This window comes from Paraburkholderia sp. SEWSISQ10-3 4, from assembly GCF_030464785.1.
Taxonomy (GTDB): domain Bacteria; phylum Pseudomonadota; class Gammaproteobacteria; order Burkholderiales; family Burkholderiaceae; genus Paraburkholderia; species Paraburkholderia aspalathi.
The window spans coordinates 124,890-148,267 of record NZ_JALPRI010000013.1 but is presented as its reverse complement, the minus strand read 5'-3'; the positions used below and the strand labels follow the sequence as shown (position 1 = coordinate 148,267).

Here is a 23,378-nt window from a genome sequence, read left to right as displayed (position 1 = left end):
AAAAACGGCACCTGGGTGCCGTTTTTTTCATGCATCAGAAGTCGATGCGTGCGTTCAATGACAGCGTGCGCGGATCGCCCGGCGTCACGTAGTCCGCGTACTGATATTCCCAGTAACGGCGATTGAGCAGGTTGTCGATCGCCGCGCGGAACGTCACGTCGTAGCCGCCGATGCGCGTGGCGTAGCTCGCACCGAGGTTGACCAGCATGTAGCCCGGCGCGTTCAGATCGGCGCTGGGACGCACGTTGGTATTGCCGGTGAACTTCGCGTCGGCGCCGATACGCAGCCCCGGCACATACGGCACGGAGTACGTCGCATGGCCCGCCACGACGAACTGCGGCGCGCCGGCCACGCGATTGCCGTTGTTGGCCGCGCCCTTCTCGTACTTTGTGTTGATCCACATGAGGTCGCCGCCGACATTCCAGCTCGAGCCCAGACGTACATCGCCGCCGAACTCCACGCCCTGAAAGATCGACTCACCGTCTTGCGTAAAGACGTTGGAACTGTTTGCATATGCCGAGCCGCGTTCGATCCGGAACAGCGCGGCCGTCGCGCTCCAGCGCGCATGCTCGCTCTTGATCCCGACTTCGTACTGCTTGCTGCGCAGCGGCTTGAGCAACTCGCCCCGGTTCGCGTACGTGTCGCCCACGACGGTACCCGCCTCCAGCGATTCGACGTAACTGGTGTACAGCGTGGTGGTCGGCGCCAGCTTGAACATCAGCGCGACGGAAGGCGTCACGACACCGTTCTGACGATACGTCGAGAGCGTCGCGCCAGTGGTCGAATAGCCGTGCTGTTCGTAGTTCGTGTAACGCACGCCGCCGAGTACCGACCAGCGCTGCGTCAACTGGATCGTATCGCTCGCAAACAGTGCCTTTTGCGTGACGTCGCTGTCGCGGTACGTGTAGTAATTCGACGCGCTGTTGAAAGTATTGGTGTTCGGCTGATAGATGTTGCCGGTGCCGATCTGACCGAAGAAACTGTTCGCGCCGTAGTCGTTGGTTTGCCGCTGATAGGCTGCGCCGAACACGAGCTGATGCTGGAACGGCCCGGTCTTGACATTGCCTTCCGCCGACACCTGCCACAAGCTCAGCTGATGCCCTTCCTTGCCGGCGAAGCGGGTATCCGTGTAATCGCCTGCGCTGTTTTGCAGGTAGTACGTGCTTTCGTTGCGATCGCGCGAGCTTTTGCTGTAGCTGTAGTTTGCGTTGAGCGTCCAGTCCTGGCCGAGGTTGTATTGCACGCCTGCGGTGTAGAGCTGGACGTTCGTATTCAGATGCTGATCGGGGCCGGAGAGGTCGCCTGTGCCACCGCTCAGCGTATGCGGCAAGCTCGTGCCGGAATATTGCGCCGTCGAGATCGCCCCGGTGATACCGCTCGAACGACGCTGCTGATACAGCGCGCCGAAGGTCGCCTTGAGGTCGCGGGTGATGCGGGCGTCGAGCGCCAGCGAAACAGCATCGCGCCGCACGTTACCTTCGTTGTAGGTCTTGCCTTCTTCGTGCGTCGCGTTCAGGCGGTAGCCGAACATGTCGTTCGGGCCGACACGTCCGCCGAGGTCGGCATGCTCGCTCCATACGCCGTCGGTCTGATAGCCGATGTCGACGCTACGTATCGGCGTGCTCGACACCGGCGGCTTTTTCGTCACGTAGTTGACCACGCCGCCCGGCGCGCCGAAGCCGTACATGAAACCGGTCAGCCCCTTCAGCAATTCCACTTTTTCGAGCTGCTCGTACGGCATCGTGATCCCATAGCTATTGAAGGGCATGCCGTCAATCTTGAAGCCGGACTGCCAGTCGAGTTGCATGCCGCGCACCGTCACGTAGGTGGCCCATGCGTTGTAAGCGTTGCCGTTGTCGGATACGGAGGCGTCGGTGGCGAACACGTCGCCGAGCTTGGACGGCTGGCGATCCTGCAATTCTTCGCTGGTGACCACCGTGGTGGAGAACGGTGTGTCGAGTTGCGAGCGCGCGCCGAGCGCCCCGCTGCTGACGTCTTCTTTCAGATGCTGTGGCGTGTCTTGCGTCGCCGTGACCTTGACTGTCGGCAGCGCTTTTTCGCTTGCGTCCGGCGTCGCCTGCGCGATGGACGCCTCTTGCGCCCACGCCCCATGACTTGCCGCGAATGCCAGACACGCCGCCACGTGCAGTGGCCGCACCGTCAGCCGCTTCTTCGGCTGCTTTACCCCGTTTTTTACGCTCATCGCTGATTCCGTTTTCTTCGACACCCATATCAAATGAGAATAATTCCCATTCACACAGGTCGCGATGATGCCGAAGAAATTATGCTAATTGTAAGGTTTGATATGCGACATTTTGTCGCACATGGCGAATCCACACCGCCTGAAAGCCGTGCCAGATAAGGGTCTACGCGATGCGCGCAAGCGACTTGCCTGAGCGGCCCCGCGCCATGCTTACGAGAAACTTGCAGCCGATGGCACGATTCCATAAGATGAGAACAATTCCCATTTGCAGCTAGCCTTTGCCGTGACACCCCGTCAGAATTCCCGCCGCATTTCGCCGGCTCGCCCATGAGGCGGCAACTCGTCCGCCTGCACCGCTGGTTCGGTGTCGCCATTGCGTTGTTTCTGTTCGTCGCCGGCCTGACCGGCGCGATCATCGCGTGGGATCACGAACTCGATGCGGCGCTGAACCCGTCGTTCTTCAAAGCGCGCACCGCCGGTCCGGCGCTGTCCGGACTCGAACTGGCGCGCCGCGTAGAAGCCGCCGATCCGCGCCTGCAGGTGACGTATCTGCCGCTCGACGCCGAACCCGGCCACACGCTGCAGATGATGGTGCTGCCGCGCACCAACCCCGCGACGAAGCAGCCCTACCCGCTCGACTTCAACCAGATTGCCGTCGACCCCGCCACCGGCGACATCCAGGGCCGGCGCGAATGGGGCGCCGTTTCACTCGCGCGGCTCAATCTGATTCCGTTCATCTACAAGCTGCACTACACGTTGCATTTGCCGTTCACCGGCGGCGTCGATACCGGCACGTGGCTGATGGGCATCGTTGGAATCGTGTGGCTGTTCGATAGCGTGGTCGCCCTATGGCTGTCGTTTCCGAGCCTCAAGGCATGGCGCAAGTCGTTTGCATTCCGCATCGGACGCGGCGGCTATGCGCTCACCTTCGATCTGCATCGTTCGGGCGGCGTGTGGATCTGGGGCCTGCTGGTGATCGTCGCGCTAACGTCGGTATCGATGAATCTCTCCGGGCCGGTCGTTCGGCCAGTCGTGTCGCTAGTCTCGAAGCTCACGCCTGATCCGATCAACAACCCCGAAATTCTGCGTGCGCCGCAGCCCGGCGATCAGGTACTGAGCCGCGAGCGCATCGTGCAGCTAGCCGAGCAAGCCGGTAAGGCGCAGAACCTGAAAGTGCCGCCAGGCGGCGTCTACTACGCGGAATTCCTGCACGCCTACGGCGTCGGCTTCTACGCAACCGGCAACGATCACGGTGATCTCGGCCTCGGCAATCCGTGGATGTATTGGGACGCGGCCACCGGCAAGCAACTCGGCGCGCAGATTCCCGGCAAGGGCACAGCGGGCGACATCTTCATGCAGGTGCAATTCCCCCTGCATTCGGGACGCATCCTCGGTATCGGTGGACGGATTCTGATTAGCGCGATGGGGATTGCAGTCGCCGTGTTGAGCGCAACGGGACTACTGATCTGGCTGAAGAAACTGAATGCGCGCCGCCGTTCCGCACAAAACGCACGGCTCGCGCCGGACGCGCGGAATGCGGGTAGCTCCGCAATGCGGTCCTGATCTGACGAGGGAGCGCCGACTCATTCGGCGCAAGCTTGCAGCGGAGTGATGCGGCCGCGGTTTGGCCGCCCCACTGCAAGCGCATCAACTACGTTTAACGAAACACCACCGTCTTGCTGCCGTTCAACACGACGCGATGCTCGACGTGCCACTTCACTGCACGCGCAAGCGTCACGCATTCGACGTCGCGGCCGATCGCCGTCAGTTGCTCCGGCGTCATGCTGTGGTCGACCCGTTCCACACCTTGCTCGATGATCGGACCTTCGTCGAGATCTGTCGTTACGTAGTGGGCCGTTGCGCCGATCAGCTTCACACCTCGGTCGAATGCCTGGTAATACGGCTTCGCGCCCTTGAAGCTCGGCAGGAACGAGTGGTGAATATTGATCGCGCGGCCGGCGAGCGATTCGCACAGTTGCGGCGAAAGAATCTGCATGTAGCGCGCGAGCACCACCAGATCGGCTTGATGCTCGTCGATCACTTCGAGCACGCGCGCTTCCTGCGCGGCCTTCGCGTCGGGCGTGCCGCCCATCAGCGGGAAGTGATGGAACGGAATGTCATAGCTGGCCGCGAGCTGATAGAACTCCTTGTGGTTCGAGATGATCGCCGGAATCTCGATACCCAATTGACCGGTGCGATAGCGGAACAGCAGGTCGTTCAGACAATGGCCGATCTTCGACACCATGATGACGACGCGCGGCTTCACCGACGCATCGTGCAATTCCCAGCGCATACCGAACTGCTCAGCGAGCGTGGCGAACGACGTACGCAACACGTCCTGGCCCGGATCGCCGCCGACCTGCTGAAAATGCACGCGCATGAAGAACTCGCCGGTGCGGCTATCGCCGAACTGCGCCGAGTCGAGAATATTGCTGCCACGCTCGAACAGAAAGCCCGAAACCGCGTGGACGATGCCGGGCCGGTCGGCGCACGACAGTTTGAGGATAAAGCTGTGATCGGTCGACATGACCTGGGTGACTCCCTTCTTCAGTGCGTAGTTTGTTCGGTGTGTCTTATTCGATGCAGCGTGCTACAGCGTGATCTGGCTTGTCCGCCGAACCTGCACCCGCGCCTGACTAGCGCTTATGCAAGCACCGGTGGCGCGAACAGCGTCTCGATGCCCGGACACGCGTCTTCGTCGATCCAGCGGCGGCGCAGCAGGCAATCCAGCGTAGCCAGACTCGCATCCACAGTCATCGCGCCTTCTTCAATCCAGCGCGCCACTTCGTCGATGCGCGCGAGCCGGTGTTCACCCACTTCGCCGTCCTGATTGCGCGGCGCGAAATCGGCCGGCAGCGCGAGGTCGTAGATAAAAATCTGTTCGGCCTGCGTGCCTTCCGGCAACGATTGCAGCACATGCGCAGTGCGTCCAGCCGTGGCACGCGCGGCGATCTCCTCGGGAATACCGGCTTCTTCCCAGCACTCCTTGATGATCGTCGCCTCGATGCTGAAGCCCCAGCCAATCCCGCCTGCGACGACATTGTCGAGCATGCCCGGGTCGGTGGCCTTGGCGTCGCTGCGGCGCGCGATCCACAATTGCGGCGCGCCATCCGCGTATTCTACGACGCCGTTCAGATGCACCGCGTAGGTCATCGTGCCGAAGAAGCGCGACGCCGCGCGTTCGATGTAGGCGAGCGGCGGTGCATCGAACGCATTGCGGATCGCGTAAGTCTCGTTGCGCCAGCCGGGAATGCGGCCCTCGGCGGCAAGTGCGCCGATCACGGAACCGAGCGCCGCGCTGCGCAGATCGACGGTGTTGAACGCGGGCGCGAGCGTGACGCGCGTATTGTCGATTTCAAACACATCGGGCCAGCGCGCGAGCAAGGGCACATCAGTCGAGCGAATCCAGCCGACCTGCTCGGCGTCGATCCAGAACGGCAGATGCGCGTCTATGTCGAAGCGACGCGCGGCGGTGATGCAAGGCAAAGTCATTCAAAACTCCAAACTGGTCTTCAGCTGCGTTCGGTTGGTGTCAGCCGGGCAGCAACGTCAATAGCTTCAATCACGCAAGGCGACGCGAATTCCAATCGCGATGAACGTCGCGCCAGCAAGCCGATCAAGCCACACGCCCACGCGCGGCCGGCGCTTCAACCAGCCGCCGATCATCCCCGCGCATACGCCGAACAGCGAAAACACCACCACGGTCTGCAACATGAACAACACGCCGAGTTCGAGCATCTGCACCGTGACGCTTTGCGTGCCGTGCGGCTGCACGAATTGCGGCAGGAACACGACGAAGAACAGCGTCACCTTCGGGTTCAGTAGATTGCCGAGCACGCTCTGGCGAAACACTGCCTTCAACGGTTGCGGCGCGCGCTCGTGCGCGGTGGCGAGGCCCTGGCTGCGCAGCGCCTTGATGCCGATCCAGATCAGATAGGCAGCGCCCGCCAGCTTGATCACTTCAAACGCAACCGGCGACGAACGCAGCAACGCGGCCACGCCAAGCGCGGCCAACGTGGTGTGGAATGTGATGCCGGCGGCAAAGCCGAGCGCGGCGACTAGACCCGCCGCGCGGCCTTGCGAGATGCCACGCGCTAGCACTTGCAGATTGTCGGGGCCAGGCGCCATCGTGATAGCGATCGAGGTCGCGAGGAACAACAGGAAGTTGGGCATCTTTTCTTACCTTCGTTGTATGCAGGAAGAAGTTGGCATCCAGCGTTCAATGGCCGCCGAATTCAGTCACCGTATAGAGCGGCAGGCCCGCTTTGCGCAGCAAGGCCGAGCCGCCGAGGTCAGGCAGATCGATAATCGCCGCCCCTTCGATCACCACTGCGCCGAGCCGCTCGAGCAGAATCTTGCCGGCCATCATTGTGCCGCCGGTGGCGATCAGATCGTCCATGATCACGACGCGGTCGCCCGGCTTGCAGGCGTCCTCGTGAATCTCGACGGTCGCGGTGCCGTATTCCAGCTCATAGGATTGCGCGACCCGCTTGTACGGCAGCTTGCCCTGCTTGCGGATCGGAATGAAGCCGAGGTTCAGCTCGTAAGCCAGAATCGGCCCGATGATGAAGCCGCGCGCATCCAGCCCGGCGACGTAGTCGAGCTTCGCGTCGATATAGCGCTGGACGAACAGATCGATTAGCACGCGCAGCGACTTCGGCTCCTGCAGGAGCGGCGTGATGTCGCGGAACTGCACACCCGGCTGCGGCCAGTCGGGCACCGTGCGGATATGGCTTTTGATGTAGTCGGCCGCATCGAGCGGCGCGCTCGCGAGCGCGTTGGACATGATGTCTCCGGATGGACCTCGGCGGGTCCGATGAAAGGCTAAATCAGGTTCGGCCGGCGAGGCGCAAGCGGCTCAGCCGTGGCCGGCAACGCCGGCCTCGCCGAAACCACACCCAGGCAACGCCACGCCGGTCGCACCGTTGTTGCTAGGCCGCAGCGGCGCCCGCGCGGCGATGCTTCGAAAGCAGTTCTTCGGCTTCGGCCAACTGTTCGGGCAGACCGCGCAACACCACGATGTCGCTCGCGCGCAGCTTGGTGGACGGGTCCGGCTCGACGCCGCGAATGCCGTGCCGCCGAATGGCCGTCACCTCGACGCCCAGATCGAACAGGCCCAATTCCGCCAGCGTTCGGCCTACTGCGTCCGAGTTTTCGTCGACCGGCACCGATTGTAGCCGCACCTGTTCGTGGCCGTCGTCGTCTTCCATGTCGTCCGCGCCGTGGAAATAGCCGCGCAGCAGCGCGTAACGCTCGTCGCGCATTTCCTCGACCCGCCGCACCACGCGCCGCATCGGCACACCCATCAGCACTAGCGTGTGCGAGGCCAGCATCAGGCTGCCCTCAACGATTTCCGGAATCACTTCGGTCGCACCGGCGGCCAGCAGCTTTTCCAGATCGGCATCGTCGACGGTACGAACGATCACTGGCAGCGTCGGCTCAAGCTCGTGAATATTGTGTAGCACGCGCAATGCCGACGGCGTGTTCGCGTAGGTAATCGCGATCGCCGCGGCGCGATGGATACCGGCGGCAAGCAGCGATTCGCGCCGCCCCGCATCGCCGAACACCACGGACTCACCCGCCGCCGCAGCGGCCTGCACGCGATCGGGGTCCAGGTCCAACGCGACATACGACAAACCTTCGTGCTCCAGCATGCGCGCCAGATTCTGCCCGGCCCGGCCGTAGCCGCAAATGATCACGTGACCGCTTTGCTTCAGGCTCTGCGTTGCAATACGCGTCATCTGCAAGGACTGCATCATCCATTCAGTCGACGACAACCGTAGCACGATTCGATCGGCGTTCTGGATCATGAAGGGCGCGGCCAGCATCGACAGCAGCATCGCAGCGAGAATCGCCTGCAACAGGGTGGCGTCGACGAGATGCTTGTCGAGAATCAGGTTCAGCAGCACGAAGCCAAACTCACCGGCTTGCGCGAGGCCGATACCGGTGCGCATCGCAACACCCGGCGACGCACCGAACAGGCGCGAGAGCCCGGTCACCATCACCGCCTTCAGCAGGATCGGGCCGACCAGGAAGCCGAGCACGATGAACGGATGCTCCCAGATCACGCGCGGATTCAGCAGCATGCCGGTCGTGACGAAGAAGAGGCCCAGCAGCACGTCGCGAAACGGCTTGATGTCCTCTTCCACCTGATGGCGGTACGGCGTTTCGGCGATCAACATGCCGGCGATAAACGCACCGAGCGCGAGCGACAGGCCGAACTTATCCGTGATGAACGCCGCGCCGAGCGTCACCAGCAGCAGGTTGAGAATGAACAGTTCCTGCGAACGGCGGCGCGCGACCACGTTGAACCAGCGAGTCATGAAGCGCTGACCCACTATTAACAATAGCGCCAACGCCACGACGATCTTGATCGCGGCCACGCCAAGCGCGCTGACGAGATCTTTCGAATCGCCGCCCAGCGCCGCGATCACGATCAACAGTGGCACCACCGCCAGATCCTGGAACAGCAGCACACCGAAGATGTTGCGGCCGTGCTCGGTTTCGATCTCGAGCCGCTCAGCGAGCATCTTGCTGACGATCGCCGTCGACGACATCGCCAACGCGCCGCCCAGCGCCACGCTCGCCTGCCACGTAATGTGCACCCAGCGTTCCAGCACGAAGCCGAGCGTGACCGCCACGGCAATCGTGCCGATCACCTGCAACAGGCCCAAGCCGAACACGAGCCGGCGCATCGAGCGCAGTTTGGAAAGCGAAAACTCCAGTCCGATCGAAAACATCAGGAACACAACGCCGAACTCGGCCAGGTTCTGTGCGCCCACCGAATCGGGAATCAAACCGAACGCGTGCGGCCCGACGACGATGCCGACCGTCAGATAGCCCAGCATCGGTGGAAGATTCAGAAAGCGAAAAGTCACCACTCCGGCCACTGATGCCAGCAGCAGGAATAGCGTCATTTCGAGGGGGGAAATCATCGGCTAAAACGCATCGGTAAAGCGTCCTCGTTCGTCAGCGGAACCGCGCACGAGAAAGGCCGTGCGACAAGGTTGAGGGGCCGGTAAAGGCAGCAATAAAGACAGCGGCTTGGCACAGCAGGCCCGGCGCGGCGAACAAGCGCCTTTGCTATACTCCGCGAATGATAGCGAAAATCAATGGCGACCGGGCACTCGCGCTCGCTCGCGACGTGCTCGACATCGAAGCGGACGCCGTGCGCGCGCTTCGCGATCAACTCGACGATGGTTTCGTCGGGGCGGTCGACTTCATCCTGGGTTGCCGTGGACGCGTTGTCGTTTCCGGCATCGGCAAATCCGGCCATGTGGCCCGCAAGCTCGCGGCCACGCTCGCCAGCACCGGCACACCGGCGTTCTTCGTTCACCCGGCGGAAGCGAGTCATGGCGACCTCGGCATGGTGACGGCAGACGACGTGTTCCTCGCGCTGTCCAATTCCGGTGAAACTGAAGAACTCGTGGCGATCCTGCCGCTCATCAAGCGGCTCGGCGCGAAGCTGATTGCAATGACGGGCCGTCCGTCGTCGAGTCTCGCACAACTGGCCGACGTGCATCTGAATTCTGGCGTGTCAAAAGAAGCCTGTCCGATGAATCTTGCGCCCACCGCCAGCACCACCGCCGCGCTCGCGCTCGGCGATGCGCTCGCGGTCGCGGTGCTGGACGCGCGCGGCTTTGGCCGGGACGACTTCGCCCGTTCGCATCCGGGCGGCGCCCTCGGCCGCCGCCTGCTGACTTATGTGCGCGACGTGATGCGCACCGACGACCAGGTGCCGAAGGTGACGCCTGACGCGACCGTGCGCGACGCGTTGTTCCAACTGACCGCCAAGCGCATGGGCATGACGGCGATCGTCGATCACAACGATCACGTGACCGGCATCTTCACCGACGGCGACTTGCGCCGCGTGCTCGAACGCGACGGCGATTTCCGCGAACTGTCGATTGCCTCGGTCATGACCGCCGGCCCGCGCACCATCGGTCCGGATCAACTTGCTGTCGAAGCCGTGGAACTGATGGAGCGCCACCGCATCAATCAGATGCTGGTCGTCGACGAAGCAGGCAAGCTGATCGGCGCACTCAACATGCACGACCTGTTCTCGAAGAAGGTGATCTGATGCCCGTCGCCCCCCTTACCGCCACTGAACGCGCAAGCCGCGTCAAGCTGATGATTTTCGACGTCGACGGCGTGCTGACCGACGGCGGCCTGCTGTTTACGGCGGAAGGCGACACGATGAAGGGCTTCAACTCGATGGACGGCCACGGCATGAAGCTGCTGCGCCAGGCCGGCATCGAAACGGCGATCATCACCGGGCGCAAGTCGGGCATCGTCGCGGTGCGGGCGAAGGAAATGAACATCGCCCACGTCTATCAGGGCGTGCAAGACAAACCCCAGGCGTTCGCCGACCTGCTCGAGCAAACCGGCATGACTGCGGAACAATGCGGCTATATGGGCGACGACTGGGTCGATCTCGGCGTAATGCTGAAGGTCGGCTTCGCGGCGGCGCCGGCCAATTCGCATCCTGAAGTGATCGCGCGCGCCCATTGGGTCAGCGAGGCGCGCGGCGGCCACGGTGCGGCGCGCGAAGTCTGCGACACCCTGCTGCGCGCGCAACACAAATACGAGGCGCTGCTCGCGGCAGCCTGCAGCGGCGAACAGCGAGGCCTCGTCGGATGAATCGGTTTCGCTGGACCTCACTGATTCCGCTCGTCGCGATGGCCGCGCTCGCCGGCATTACATGGTGGCTGCTGCAAGCCACGCTGCCGCGGCAGAACGAAGGCGTGCTGCGCCCCAAGGAGCACACGCCCGACTACTTCGCGGACAACTTCTCGGTTTCCGAACTCGATCAGTCGGGCTCGACGCAATACCGTCTGACCGCCCAGTCCCTGATTCACTACGAGGATGACGAGCTGAGCGACCTGGTCAAGCCGGCCATGCGCGCCTTTCAGCCCGGCAAGCCGATCGTCACCGCGACCGGAGACACCGGCACGGTGAACGGCGACGCCTCGATCGTCAATCTGTACGACAACGCGCGCATCGTACGGGCGGCCGGGAGCGGCGATCCGCAGATGCAGGCAGATTCGCAGCATTTTAGGGTGCTGGTCAACGACGATGTGATCGAGACCGAAAAGCCGGTTAAACTTCAGCGCGGCATGTCTGTGATGACTGCCAGCGGCATGAACTACAACAACGTCACCCGGGTGATGCAGCTGTTCGGCAATGTAAAGGGCGCGATTGCCGCGTCCGAAGGCTCCGTCAGCTCGCCCAAGCAACCCGGGTAATCCATTCCAGGCGTGACTGCATGAACGAATCGTTCCCCCGTTTTGATACCGGCCGCTCGCGCACCCTGTCCGCGTGCCGCGCCGGACTCGCTGCGCTGCTCGTCGCGCTGCCGCTTGCCGGCTTCGCGCCGCTTGCGCACGCCGACCGCGCCGATAAGGACAAGCCGCTGAACGTCGAAGCGGACAACATGACTTACGACGACCTCAAACAGGTCAACATCTTCACCGGCCACGTGGTCGCCACCAAAGGCACGATCGTGATCAGGGCCGATCGGGTCGAAGTGACGCAAGACCCACAGGGCTATCAGTACGCCACCGGCACGTCGAGCGGCGGCAATCTGTCGTATTTCCGCCAGAAGCGCGAAGGCCTCGATGAATACATCGAAGGCACGGCCATCCGGATCGACTACGACGGCAAGCAGGATCTGACCACGCTCACCACCAACGCCACCGTCAAGCGCCTGCAAGGCCTCTCAACGGTCATGGACCAGGTGCACGGCAGCGTCATTACCTATGACGGCCAGAGCGACTTCTACACCGCTAAGGCGGGTAAGGACGTCGCCGGCCCGGGCAACCCGACCGGCCGCGTGCGCGCCATGCTGGCGCCGCGCAATGGCGGCGCAGCGCCCTTGAACGGCGCGTCGGCCACGCTCGCGCCGTCCACCACGATCCAGGGAGCACCGAACCAGTGAGTTCCTCCGCGTCCCTCCCCAATCGCAAACCGGCCGGCACCAGCAGTTCGCTGGTAGTCCGCAACCTGAAGAAACGCTACGGCTCACGTACGGTCGTCAAAGACGTCTCGCTCGACGTGAAAAGCGGCGAAGTGGTCGGCCTGCTCGGTCCCAATGGCGCTGGCAAGACCACCTCGTTCTATATGATCGTCGGCCTCGTGCCGCTCGATGCAGGTGAAATCGACCTGGACGGCAAGTCGATCAGCTTGCTGCCGATTCACAAGCGCGCATCATTGGGCTTGTCGTATCTGCCGCAGGAAGCCTCGGTGTTCCGCAAGCTCAGCGTCGAGGAAAACATTCGCGCGGTGCTGGAATTGCAGGTCGAAGACAACGGCAAGCGGCTCAGCAAGGAAACCATTACGAACCGCACCGAGGCCTTGCTCGACGAACTGCAGATCGCTCACCTGCGTGAGAATCCGGCGCTGTCGCTGTCGGGCGGCGAGCGTCGGCGGGTTGAAATTGCTCGTGCATTGGCCACCAATCCGAGCTTTATTCTGCTCGACGAACCGTTCGCGGGTGTCGATCCGATCGCGGTGCTGGAAATCCAGAAGATCGTTAAATTTCTGAAGCAGCGCAATATCGGCGTGCTGATCACCGACCACAATGTGCGCGAAACCCTCGGCATCTGTGACCACGCCTACATCATCAGCGACGGCAGCGTGCTGGCCGCCGGTGCGCCGAGCGACATCATCGAGAACGAAAGCGTGCGGCGCGTCTATCTGGGCGAGCACTTCCGCATGTAAGTGCACAAAGGATTGCCGGCGGTGCGAGCGTGCATCCGCCGACCCCTTTGCGGCATCCGCACATCAGCATTTTTGACCTGGGCCGTCCCGCGCCCAGCGCCGCCGAAAACGGGCGCACGCGTAATTGCGAATGTCGCAATGTATCGCGGTCGTGGCAAACTCTCTACAATGAATCTCAACTTGCCATGAAAGCCAGCCTCCAACTCCGCCTATCGCAGCATCTTGCGCTGACCCCGCAACTGCAGCAGTCCATCCGGCTGCTTCAGCTGTCCACGCTCGAACTGCAGCAGGAAGTCGCAATGGCGATCTCGCAGAATCCGCTCCTCGAGAATGAGGACGACTGGATTGCGAGTCCCCTGCGCGTGGCGGCCGACGGCTCACTGATCGCCCAGTCGCCCAATTCCTCCCCACCGTCCGATCAGATGGGCGGCAATACATCGTCTTCGTCCACCAGCAGCAGCGAGCGCGCCGAGAACGGCGAGCCGCAAGGTGTCGACGAATACAACGGCCTCGCGAGCGACAACAACGGCGACGCGTCGCAATGGGATCTCGGCGACTACGGCCGCTCCGGCAATGCCTCGGACGACGACGATCTGCCGCCGCTGCAAATCCATGAATCGAGCACCTCGCTGCGCGATCACCTGATGGCGCAACTTCGCGTCACCCAGGCGAGCCAGCGCGACCGTGCGCTGATCACCTTCCTGATCGAATCGCTCGACGACGACGGCTATCTTGCCGCCACGCTCGAGGAAGTGCTGACCGATCTGCCCGAAGAGCTCGAGGTCGATCTCGACGAAATGAACGCCGCGCTTGCGCTGCTGCATAGCTTCGACCCGGCAGGCGTCGGCGCGCGCTCCGCGTCCGAGTGCCTCAAGCTGCAATTGCTGCGGCTCGACCACTCGTCTACACGCACGCTTGCGCTCGACATCGTCGCCCATCATCTGGAACTGCTCGCGGCGCGCGATTTCACGCGCCTGCGCAAACACCTGAAGGCGAACGACGACGATCTACGCGATGCGCATGTTTTGATCCGCTCGCTCGAGCCGTTTCCCGGCGCCGCTTACGGCAAGGCGGAAGCGGACTATGTCGTGCCGGACATCATGGTGCGCAAAACGGCACAGGGCTGGCAGGCGGAACTCAATCCGGAAGTGGTACCGAAGCTGCGCATCAACCATCTGTACGCGAATATTCTGCGCAATAACCGGGGCGATCCGGGCAGCGGATCGTTGCGCCAGCAACTGCAGGAAGCACGCTGGCTGATCAAAAATATCCAGCAGCGTTTCGAAACGATCCTCAGGGTCGCGCAAGCCATTGTCGAGCGTCAAAAGAGCTTTTTTGTCCACGGCGAAATTGCCATGCGCCCCTTGGTTTTGCGAGAAATTGCTGATACGCTGGGCCTACACGAGTCAACTGTCTCCCGTGTGACAACCGGTAAATACATGCTGACCCCATTCGGGACGCTTGAATTTAAGTACTTCTTCGGATCACACGTTTCGACTGACACGGGCGGCGCGGCGTCTTCCACGGCGATTCGCGCGCTCATCAAGCAACTGATAGGAGCGGAAAACCCGAAATCTCCTCTTTCAGACAGCCGCATAGCCGAACTGCTGGCGGAACAGGGCTTCGTGGTCGCACGGCGTACCGTTGCGAAGTATCGCGAGGCCCTCAAGATTCCGGCAGTCAACCTGCGCAAGTCTCTGTAGCCCGCCGCCTCCCGCGACGGGCATTTACCGGCCGCTCCGCAGTTGGCGGACAGGCCGGCCGATGCGACCTGCCAGAAGTCAGTCACCGGGGGGCGACTCAGGCAAGCCGACAGATCGACCGGACCTTCGTCATCGTGCGGAACAAGCGGCCTCTAGCTTGGAGAAGCACTATGAATCTGCAGATCAGTGGACACCACCTCGAAGTAACGCCTGCGTTGCGCGAATACGTGATCACCAAACTGGATAGGGTGCTAAGACATTTTGATCAGGTCATCGACGGCAGTGTGGTCCTCTCGGTCGACAACCACAAGGAAAAGGAAAAGCGTCAAAAGGTTGAAATTAACCTGCATCTGAAGGGCAAAGATATCTTCGTCGAGAGCTGTGACAGCGATCTTTACGCTGCGATCGATCTGATGATCGACAAGCTCGACCGGCAAGTGATACGCCATAAAGATCGCCTGCAAGGCCATCAGCACGATGCGATCAAGTACCAGCCGGCACCAATCCTGGACGTGCCGCCGCAATAAGGAAGATTAGAAGGCCTGCTTTACTTTCCTTCGTTTTCCTCATTCGCCCGCATTTGCTCGCATTTGCGTATCCCCAGCCAAACCGCCCGAGACCGGGCGGTTTTTCGTTTCAGGGCACCTTTTTCAGGCCGCCGGGCAGACCAGATCAATCCTGCGAAGAAACCCATGATGCATGGATGGCGCGCCGCACCATCCGTGGCTACCCTGTTCTATAATGTTCCGGTTACCATCGGGGTCAAGTTAGCTCAAACGGAAATCGGTCGGCCGGAGTCCTGCGCTTTCGGACTTCAACGCACGTCGCCGTGAGCATCAAACGAATGGAACATCACTCAAACGCCCCAGCGAGGAGAACCCAGGCCACGTTTTCGCCTGTCAACATGAATCGTTTAGCCAAATTTCTTCCCCTCGAGAACGTCGTCGTCGGACTATCGGTCACCAGCAAGAAGCGCGTGTTCGAGCAAGCGGGCCTGATCTTCGAGAACCAGAACGGCATCGCCCGTAGCACGGTCACTGACAATCTGTTTGCGCGCGAGCGCCTCGGATCGACGGGGCTTGGTGAAGGCGTCGCGATTCCGCATGGCCGGATCAAAGGCTTGAAGCAGCCGCTCGCCGCATTCGTCCGCCTTGCCGAACCCATCCCCTTCGAATCGCCCGACGGTCAGCCGGTCTCGCTGCTGATCTTCCTGCTCGTGCCTGAGCAGGCCACCCAGCAGCACCTCGAAATTCTCTCGGAAATCGCCCAGTTGCTGTCCGATCGCGAAGCCCGCGAGCGCCTGCACACGGAAGAAGACCGCGAATCGTTGCATCGCCTGCTCACTCAGTGGCAACCTTGATGCAGCGGCGGTTATCCGCACGTCGCCTATTCACCCGGCTTCCCGCCTGCAGGCGGGTACAGCCAGGCGAGGTGCGCGGTCCGCGTTAACGAGGCCGCATCCTTTCCCAAGCAAGCGGTCCACACGGGAGTCACCGACTCATGGATACGTCCAGCATCAACGCCCAGAGCATTTTCGACGACAACGCCGCCATGCTGAAGTTGAGCTGGCTGACGGGGCATGAAGGCTGGGAACGCGGCTTTTCTTCGGAATCAGTCGCCAATGCCACGTCGAGCGCCGACCTTGTCGGCCACTTGAACCTGATCCACCCGAACCGGATCCAGGTGCTCGGCGACGCCGAAATCGACTACTACAAGCGCCAAACCGACGAAGACCGCTCGCGCCACATGGCCGAGCTGATCGCGTTGGAACCGCCGTTTCTGGTGGTGGCGGGCGGCGTCGCCGCGCCGCCGGAACTGGTGCTGCGCTGCACGCGCTCGTCCACGCCGCTTTTCACCACCCCAATGTCCGCCGCCGCGGTGATCGACAGCCTGCGCCTCTACATGTCGCGCATTCTGGCGCCGCGCGCCACGTTGCATGGCGTGTTTCTCGACATTCTCGGTATGGGCGTGCTGCTCACCGGCGATTCCGGCCTCGGCAAGAGCGAACTCGGGCTGGAACTGATCAGCCGCGGCCACGGCCTCGTTGCCGACGACGCCGTGGATTTCGTGCGCCTCGGGCCGGATTTCGTCGAAGGGCGCTGCCCGCCGCTGCTGCAAAACCTGCTCGAAGTGCGCGGTCTGGGCCTGCTCGACATCAAGACGATCTTCGGGGAAACCGCGGTGCGCCGCAAAATGAAGCTGAAACTGATCGTGCAACTGGTGCGCCGTCCGGACGGTGAATTCCAGCGGCTGCCGCTGGAAAGCCAAACCGTCGACGTACTCGGCTTGCCGATCAGCAAAGTCACGATTCAGGTGGCGGCCGGCCGCAACCTCGCGGTTCTGGTCGAAGCGGCCGTGCGCAACACGATCCTGCAACTGCGCGGCATCGATACGCTGCGCGACTTCATGGATCGTCAGCGTCTGGCCATGCAGGACCCGGACAGCCAGTTTCCCGGCAAATTAATCTGAATCCGCGCGGCCCCGCGTCACCGTGTGACGTCCGCGGCCAACGGCAGCCTGCGACGGCGCGCGCACTGGGACCAGATGCTATGATGAACTGTACGGATTTCACGACTCCATGCGCATAATCCTGATCACCGGTATTTCCGGCTCCGGCAAATCAGTTGCCCTGAACGCGCTTGAAGACGCAGGCTATTACTGCGTCGACAACCTGCCGCCGCGTTTTTTGCCGCAACTGGCCAACTATCTCGCCGACGACGGCCAGGAACGCCTCGCGGTCGCCATCGACGCGCGCTCGAGCGCTTCGCTCGACGAAATGCCCGCGATGATCCGCGACCTGTCGCGCGCCCACGATGTGCGTGTACTCTTCCTGAACGCAAGCACGCAGTCGCTGATTCAACGCTTTTCCGAAACACGCCGCCGCCACCCGCTGTCCGGTTCCACGGCGCATGATGCAGACGTCGGCTTGCTGACGTCGCTCGCCGAAGCGATCGAACGCGAACGCGAACTCGTGGCGGGCCTCGCCGAATTCGGCCATCAGATCGACACCAGCAATCTGCGCGCAAACGTGCTGCGTGCATGGGTCAAACGCTTCATCGAGCAGGAAGATGCGGGGCTCGTGCTGATGTTCGAGTCCTTCGGTTTCAAACGCGGCGTGCCGCTCGACGCCGATTATGTTTTCGACGTACGCACGCTGCCGAACCCGTACTACGATCATGAATTGCGGCCGCTCACGGGCCTCGACCAACCGGTGCGGGATTTTCTCGATGCGCTGCCGGTCGTGCATGAAATGATCGACGACATCGAAAAATTTCTCGCCAAATGGTTGCCGCATTTCCGTGACGACAACCGCAGTTATCTGACGGTCGCGATCGGTTGCACGGGCGGCCAGCACCGCTCGGTATTCATTGCTGAGACGCTCGCCGCGCGTCTCGCAACGTCAGCGAATGTCATTGTGCGGCACCGCGATGCGCCGGTTCATGCCGGCGAATCATCGAAGTTAGTGGCTTAACCGGCCGCATCGCGCGGCCTTAACTCGAAGCGTTGCGCCATGTCTTCTTCTACTGTGCTTGCCGATGTGCCGCTGTTTCCGCTGCATACGGTGCTGTTTCCCGATGGACTGCTGCCGCTGAAAATCTTCGAAGCGCGCTACCTCGATATGGCGCGCGAGTGTCTGCGTGAAAAAACGCCGTTCGGTGTGTGTCTGCTGAAAAGCGGCGCGGAAGTGGCGCGCGAAGAAGAGCCTTCGGTGCCCGAAGCAATTGGCTGTCTCGCCGAGATCGAAGAGTGCGATGTCGAAGCCTTCGGCATGCTGCTGATTCGGGCACGTGGCACCCGGCGGTTTCGCCTGCTGTCGCATCGTGTGGAGAGCAGCGGCTTGCTGGTCGGCATGGCGGAGCCGCTTGGCGAAGACATACCGCTCGAGGGCAATGAGCAACTGGCCAAGTTCGGTGCGTGCGCGGAAGTGCTCGAACGGATCATCGCCACGATCCGCGAACGCGACCCGGACAGCTTGCCGTTCGCGGAACCGTTCAGGCTGGAAGATCCGTCATGGGTGTCGAACCGGCTTGCGGAAGTGTTGCCGATCGCTCTTCGCGCAAGGCAAAAGTTGATGGAACTGCAGGACGCCGGCGCGCGAATCGACGTGGTTCATCACTATATGCAGCAGCATCAGCTGCTTTGATTTGATGTGCTTTCGGCTTTTTCGGCTCGCGGCTGGCTAGATCAGCGAGCCGTGCAAACTATCCAGTAGTTTGCGCACCGGCGCGGGTACACCGAACGAATCGAGATCGCTTAACGCGACCCATGCGGTGTCCGCGTCGTTAAGCGCAGCCAATGCGCCCACACCACGATCCAGTTCAGCGAGCCGCGGCTCGATATCCAGCTTGAAATGCGTGAAGACGTGCGTGAGCGGCGCGAGCGGTGAGACCGCTCCGTCGCCACCAAAGGCACGTGCACGCTCGGCAAGCGTGGCTTCGTCAGCAGCTTCGGGCAGGCTCCACAAGCCACCCCAGATGCCCGAAGGCGGGCGCTTTTCCAGCATCACAGCGTTACCGTCGCGCAGCACCAGCATCCATGTGCGGCGCGTCGGCACGGCTTTCTTCGGTCGTGCTGTGGGCAGTTCACGCTGACGTCCGGTCACGTTGGCCACGCAGTCGGAGGCAAACGGGCAGCGCAGGCAGTCCGGCTTGCCGCGTACGCACAAGGTTGCCCCGAGGTCCATCAGGCCTTGCGTATAGGCACTGACATCGTCGTCCGATGCGTTGGACGGCAGAAGCGATTCCGCCAGCGTCCACATCGCGTTCTCGACTTTCTTTTCGCCGGGAAAACCTTCGACGCCAAATACCCGCGCCAGCACGCGCTTCACGTTGCCGTCGAGAATCGTGGCACGCGCGCCAAACGCGAAAGAGGCGATCGCCGCTGCCGTCGAGCGGCCAATGCCCGGCAATTCCGCGAGCTCGTCGGCCGACTCGGGAAACGCACCGCCATGCTGCTCGACGACCACCTGAGCGCAGCGATGCAGATTGCGTGCACGCGAGTAATAACCAAGGCCGGCCCACAGCGCCATCACATCATCTGCCGGCGCGGCGGCGAGCGAGGCGACATCCGGACAACGCGCAAGAAACTTGGTGTAGTACGGAATCACCGTCGATACCTGCGTCTGCTGCAGCATGATTTCCGACAGCCAGATGCGATACGGATCGCGCGTGTTCTGCCAGGGCAGGTCATGGCGGCCATGCTTGCGCTGCCACGCAATCAGCCGCGCGGAAAAATCAGACATGACAGGAAAAGCGGGCGTAGCGGACGCGGCGGACGGGCTTATACGAGAAGGCATCGAAAATTTAGCGCTGGCAGGTGGGACAGAAATACGTAGAACGCTGCCCCTGCACGATCTGTTTGATCGGCGTTCCACACACGCGGCATGGCAGCCCCGCGCGATCATAGACGAAATAGTCGAGCTGGAAGTAACCGCTTTCGCCATCGCTGCCGACGAAATCGCGCAGCGTGCTGCCACCCTTCTCGATCGCTGCGGCGAGCGTGACGCGCACCGCGTCGGCCAGCAGATCGTAGCGCACGAGCGAGACGCGGCCCGCCGCGGTGGTAGGCCGGATACCGGCGCGAAAGAGACTTTCGGACGCGTAGATATTACCCACGCCGACCACGATTTCCCCTGCCAGCAAGGCCTGCTTCACCGACACCTTGCGCCCGCGCGTGAGCCGGTGCATCAACGCGCCGGAGAACGCCGGCGAAAACGGCTCGACACCGAGGCTCGCGAGCAGCGGATGCTCGAGCACGCCACCGGCTTCGCGCGGGTGCCACAACACCGCGCCGAAGCGCCGCGGATCGCGATAGCGCAAAATGAATTCGTCGAAAATCCAGTCGATGTGATCGTGTTTCGCCGCAGCGGGTGGACGCGGCACATGGCGCAGCACGCGCAGCGTGCCTGTCATGCCGAGATGCACAATGAACCAGCCGGCGTCGATCTCGAATAGCAGATACTTGCCGCGCCGTTCGACCTTGCGCACCACGCTGCCACGCAAGGTTTTCGCAAGGTCCGCCGGAATCGGCCAACGCAGCGCGGGCGTACGCACATCGACGCGTTCAACCTTGCGCCCGGACACATACGGTTCGATTCCCCTTCGGGTAACCTCAACTTCTGGCAACTCTGGCATGTCTAACTGGTCTGCAACTTGCGTGAGTGGTTGTGCGCTTATTGTAGCGAGCGCGTTACAATCGTCCGAAACATTGAACGGATTTCCATGAACTTGTCCTTCGTGAAGCTGTTTTCGAAGCGCCCGGCTAGCGCATCCCGCGTGCCGCACGCCGTGTCCGCTCGCCGCATGCTCGGTGCCGCCGCGCTCGCCGTCTGGGCGCTGGCTGCCGTGCCCGCGCACGCGCAGGACCCGTCGCCAGACTCGGATGACACGTCCGTCACCCTGCCAGACCCACTCGGCCCGGCAACGGCAGAAGACCAGAAGTCTCTGCCGGGTGTGCCGCTGTCCAGCCAGATCGTATTCCAGGTGCTCGCCGCTGAAGTCGCACTGCAACGCGATCAGCCCGCGCCCGCCTACCAGACCTACCTCGCGCTCGCGCGCGACACGCACGATCCGCGCATGGCGCAACGCGCCACGGAAATCGCGCTGGCCGCGCAAAGCCCGTCGGACGCGTTGGCCGCCGCGCAACTGTGGCAGCAGTATGCGCCGGATTCGGAACGCGCCGCGCAACTCGATGCATCGCTACTCGTGCTGTCCGGCAAGCCTGACGACGCCGCGCCGATCCTCGCCCGTGAACTCGCGAGAGTGCCGGCCGACAATCGCGGCAGCGCGATTCTGGCGCTGCAGTTGCTGCTCTCGCGCGGCCCGAACCGGATCGGCGGCTTGCATGTGCTGCAGGATCTGCTGAAGAACGACCTGAACCGGCCCGAGGCGCAGTTGGCCATCGCGCGCCAGCAGCTCGTTTCCGACGACGCACCGGGCGCGCGCAAGTCGCTCGAGCAGGCGCTCACGCTCAAGCCGGACTATTTGCCGGCCGCGCTGATGCTGTCGCAGATGGGCCCGGAGGAGCGCAAGGAAGGCATCGCGTCGCTCGAAAAGTACGTGCAGCAGAACCCGAAATCGCATGACGCGCGTCTCGCGCTCGCGCAGATGTATCTCGCGAGCGACCGTCTGGACGACGCGCAGAAGCAGTTCGAGATCATGCACAAGAACAACGCGACCGACCTCACGCCGCTGATGGCGCTCGCGCTGATCAAGATCCAGCAGAAGAATTTCACCGAGGCGCAGACCTATCTGACCCAGTACGCGCAGCAAGCCGAGAAAACGCCAGGCGCCGATCCGGGCCAGGCGTATATCTATCTTGCGCAACTGTCACTCGAACAGAAGAACGAAGCAGCGGCGAGCGACTGGCTGAACAAGGTTTCGCCAGCGAGCCAGCAGTTCGTGCCGGCGCAGATCACGCGGGCGCAATTGCTCGCCAAGCAGGGCAAGACTGAAGACGCGCGCAAGCTGCTGGCCAACCTGCAGGCACCCGATCCGCGCGACCAGGCGTTGATTGCCCGCACCGACGCGGCCATTCTGTTCGACGCGAAGCGCTACCCGGAAGCGGAAACACGCCTGCAGCAGGCCACCGCGAATTTCCCGGACGACCCCGATCTGACCTACGACTACGCGATGGCCGCCGAAAAAACCGGCCATTACGACGTCATGGAAGCGCAGTTGCGCAAGCTGATCCAGACGCAGCCGGACAATCCGCAGGCTTATAACGCGCTCGGCTATTCGCTGGCCGATCGCAATCAGCGGCTGCCGGAAGCGGACAAGCTGGTCGAGAGGGCCTCGGCGCTGGCGCCGAACGACGCGTTCATCATGGACAGCGTCGGCTGGGTCAAGTACCGGATGGGCGATACGTCGGATGCCATCAAGCTGCTGCGCAAAGCGTACGACCTCCAGCCGAACGCCGAAATCGGCGCGCATCTCGGCGAAGTGCTGTGGAAAACCGGCGCGCAGGATCAGGCTCGTGCCGCTTTCCGCGACGCACGCAAGCTCGAACCGGACAACGACACCCTGGTCAAAACGCTTCAACGTCTTCAGGTGAACGATCTTTGATGCGTCTTTCCCGCTTGATCTCCTATCCCCGGGCGCCGCGTGGCGCGGCGCTCGGATTCGTAGCGGCAGCGGTTGTCGCGTTGGCTGGTTGTGCATCGGTTAAGCCGCAGGGGCCGTCCACGTCGAATGCGGCAACGTCCGTCACGGCCCAGACCTCGCGTGCTTATCAAGGCCGTTTCGCGGTCCAGTACAACGATCAGAACGGCCAGCAGCGCAATGCCTATGGCAATTTCACCTGGCAGGAAACTGGCGATACGGTCACCCTGCAATTGCGCAATCCGCTTGGGCAGACGCTCGCCATCGTGACTTCGTCGCCGGCTTCGGCGACGCTCGAACTGCCGAATCGCCAACCGCTCACCGCCGACAACGTCTCCACGCTGATGCAGAACGCGCTCGGCTTCGCGCTACCGGTCGAAGGGCTGCGCTACTGGCTGCAACCGTCGCCTGCGCCGACGTCGCGCGCGAAAACCGAGAAGGATCCTGAGCAGCCTTCGCGTCTGAAGCAGATCACGCAGGACGGCTGGACGATCGATTACCTGGCGTATGCCGACGCGCCGGCCACCGGCGTGAAGCGCGTGAATCTGAGCCGCTCGGAACCGCCGCTCGACATCAAGCTCGTGCTGGATCAGTAGTTCAGTAGCCGCGCCCGTTCGCGCAAACTTTGCCGCTTCTTCCGCGCCGCTATGGCGC

General features: G+C 62.5%; 22 protein-coding genes. 14 read left to right on the top strand and 8 right to left on the bottom strand.

Going from position 1 to position 23,378, the window contains the following annotated elements; genetic code table 11:
- Positions 1–34: 34 nt before the first annotated feature.
- Entirely contained in the window at positions 35–2,203 is a 2,169-nt protein-coding gene (locus M0D68_RS23175; RefSeq protein ID WP_266225440.1) for a TonB-dependent siderophore receptor, read from the bottom strand.
- 327 nt (positions 2,204–2,530) lie between these two features.
- Here M0D68_RS23175 and M0D68_RS23170 point away from each other — a divergent pair, with 327 nt between their 5' ends.
- Entirely contained in the window at positions 2,531–3,766 is a 1,236-nt protein-coding gene (locus M0D68_RS23170) for a PepSY domain-containing protein (RefSeq protein WP_266225438.1), read from the top strand.
- Between the two features lie 94 nt (positions 3,767–3,860).
- Here M0D68_RS23170 and purU read toward each other — a convergent pair whose 3' ends face one another.
- The 5 genes from purU to M0D68_RS23145 form a co-directional block, all read right to left on the bottom strand.
- Positions 3,861–4,730, bottom strand: coding sequence for a formyltetrahydrofolate deformylase (gene purU, locus M0D68_RS23165; protein ID WP_054035832.1), 870 nt, complete (start codon positions 4,728–4,730; stop codon positions 3,861–3,863).
- A 116-nt stretch (positions 4,731–4,846) separates the two neighbouring features.
- Positions 4,847–5,695 carry a DUF4743 domain-containing protein gene (locus M0D68_RS23160; RefSeq protein ID WP_266225437.1) on the bottom strand — a complete coding sequence of 283 codons (849 nt, stop codon included), beginning with the start codon at positions 5,693–5,695 and terminating at the stop codon, positions 4,847–4,849.
- A gap of 66 nt (positions 5,696–5,761) precedes the next feature.
- On the bottom strand, positions 5,762–6,376 hold the full coding sequence (locus tag M0D68_RS23155; protein WP_171925180.1) for a LysE family translocator: 615 nt from the start codon (positions 6,374–6,376) through the stop codon (positions 5,762–5,764).
- Between the two features lie 46 nt (positions 6,377–6,422).
- Positions 6,423–6,989 (bottom strand): adenine phosphoribosyltransferase, encoded by a 567-nt coding sequence (locus M0D68_RS23150; RefSeq protein WP_093643671.1) that lies wholly within the window; start codon positions 6,987–6,989, stop codon positions 6,423–6,425.
- 145 nt (positions 6,990–7,134) lie between these two features.
- Positions 7,135–9,138, bottom strand: a complete 2,004-nt coding sequence (locus tag M0D68_RS23145) for a monovalent cation:proton antiporter family protein (protein WP_093643673.1) — start codon at positions 9,136–9,138, stop codon at positions 7,135–7,137.
- Positions 9,139–9,299: 161 nt separating this feature from the next.
- Between M0D68_RS23145 and kdsD the strand changes: the two genes are divergently transcribed.
- From kdsD to M0D68_RS23090, 11 genes are all read left to right on the top strand, one after another.
- On the top strand, positions 9,300–10,283 hold the full coding sequence (gene kdsD / locus M0D68_RS23140; RefSeq protein ID WP_054035827.1) for an arabinose 5-phosphate isomerase KdsD: 984 nt from the start codon (positions 9,300–9,302) through the stop codon (positions 10,281–10,283).
- On the top strand, positions 10,283–10,843 hold the full coding sequence (locus M0D68_RS23135; RefSeq protein ID WP_093643675.1) for an HAD family hydrolase: 561 nt from the start codon (positions 10,283–10,285) through the stop codon (positions 10,841–10,843). The genes kdsD and M0D68_RS23135 overlap by 1 nt, the downstream gene beginning before the upstream one ends.
- Entirely contained in the window at positions 10,840–11,448 is a 609-nt protein-coding gene (gene lptC, locus M0D68_RS23130) for an LPS export ABC transporter periplasmic protein LptC (protein WP_266210998.1), read from the top strand. Before M0D68_RS23135 ends, lptC begins: the two co-directional genes overlap by 4 nt.
- Positions 11,449–11,468: 20 nt before the next feature.
- Positions 11,469–12,140 (top strand): lipopolysaccharide transport periplasmic protein LptA, encoded by a 672-nt coding sequence (gene lptA, locus M0D68_RS23125; RefSeq protein WP_093643679.1) that lies wholly within the window; start codon positions 11,469–11,471, stop codon positions 12,138–12,140.
- Complete coding sequence (gene lptB / locus M0D68_RS23120; protein WP_093643681.1) at positions 12,137–12,922, top strand: LPS export ABC transporter ATP-binding protein; 786 nt, start codon at positions 12,137–12,139, stop codon at positions 12,920–12,922. The genes lptA and lptB overlap by 4 nt, the downstream gene beginning before the upstream one ends.
- 185 nt (positions 12,923–13,107) lie before the next feature.
- Entirely contained in the window at positions 13,108–14,625 is a 1,518-nt protein-coding gene (locus tag M0D68_RS23115; RefSeq protein WP_256455576.1) for an RNA polymerase factor sigma-54, read from the top strand.
- A gap of 170 nt (positions 14,626–14,795) precedes the next feature.
- A complete protein-coding gene (gene raiA, locus M0D68_RS23110; RefSeq protein ID WP_054035819.1) occupies positions 14,796–15,152 on the top strand; it encodes a ribosome-associated translation inhibitor RaiA in 357 nt (118 codons plus the stop codon).
- A 317-nt stretch (positions 15,153–15,469) separates the two neighbouring features.
- Complete coding sequence (locus M0D68_RS23105) at positions 15,470–15,985, top strand: PTS sugar transporter subunit IIA (RefSeq protein ID WP_074285509.1); 516 nt, start codon at positions 15,470–15,472, stop codon at positions 15,983–15,985.
- Positions 15,986–16,125: 140 nt separating this feature from the next.
- Positions 16,126–17,094 (top strand): HPr(Ser) kinase/phosphatase, encoded by a 969-nt coding sequence (hprK, locus tag M0D68_RS23100; protein WP_012431656.1) that lies wholly within the window; start codon positions 16,126–16,128, stop codon positions 17,092–17,094.
- Positions 17,095–17,203: 109 nt separating this feature from the next.
- Positions 17,204–18,097: an RNase adapter RapZ gene (gene rapZ, locus M0D68_RS23095; RefSeq protein ID WP_093643686.1), complete on the top strand. Its 894-nt coding sequence runs from the start codon at positions 17,204–17,206 to the stop codon at positions 18,095–18,097.
- Positions 18,098–18,136: 39 nt separating this feature from the next.
- On the top strand, positions 18,137–18,769 hold the full coding sequence (locus M0D68_RS23090; protein WP_054035816.1) for an LON peptidase substrate-binding domain-containing protein: 633 nt from the start codon (positions 18,137–18,139) through the stop codon (positions 18,767–18,769).
- A 36-nt stretch (positions 18,770–18,805) separates the two neighbouring features.
- Here the strand turns inward: M0D68_RS23090 and mutY are convergent, their stop codons facing one another.
- The gene (gene mutY / locus M0D68_RS23085; RefSeq protein WP_266225436.1) at positions 18,806–19,921 is read right to left on the bottom strand and encodes an A/G-specific adenine glycosylase; all 1,116 of its coding nucleotides are present in this window, start codon (positions 19,919–19,921) and stop codon (positions 18,806–18,808) included.
- Between the two features lie 7 nt (positions 19,922–19,928).
- Positions 19,929–20,759, bottom strand: a complete 831-nt coding sequence (mutM, locus tag M0D68_RS23080; RefSeq protein ID WP_054035812.1) for a bifunctional DNA-formamidopyrimidine glycosylase/DNA-(apurinic or apyrimidinic site) lyase — start codon at positions 20,757–20,759, stop codon at positions 19,929–19,931.
- A gap of 87 nt (positions 20,760–20,846) precedes the next feature.
- On the opposite strand from mutM, the gene M0D68_RS23075 reads away from it, so the two are divergent.
- Both M0D68_RS23075 and lolB read left to right on the top strand, forming a co-directional pair.
- On the top strand, positions 20,847–22,688 hold the full coding sequence (locus tag M0D68_RS23075; protein WP_093643690.1) for a tetratricopeptide repeat protein: 1,842 nt from the start codon (positions 20,847–20,849) through the stop codon (positions 22,686–22,688).
- Positions 22,688–23,320, top strand: coding sequence for a lipoprotein insertase outer membrane protein LolB (gene lolB / locus M0D68_RS23070; protein ID WP_093643692.1), 633 nt, complete (start codon positions 22,688–22,690; stop codon positions 23,318–23,320). Before M0D68_RS23075 ends, lolB begins: the two co-directional genes overlap by 1 nt.
- Positions 23,321–23,378: the final 58 nt, after the last annotated feature.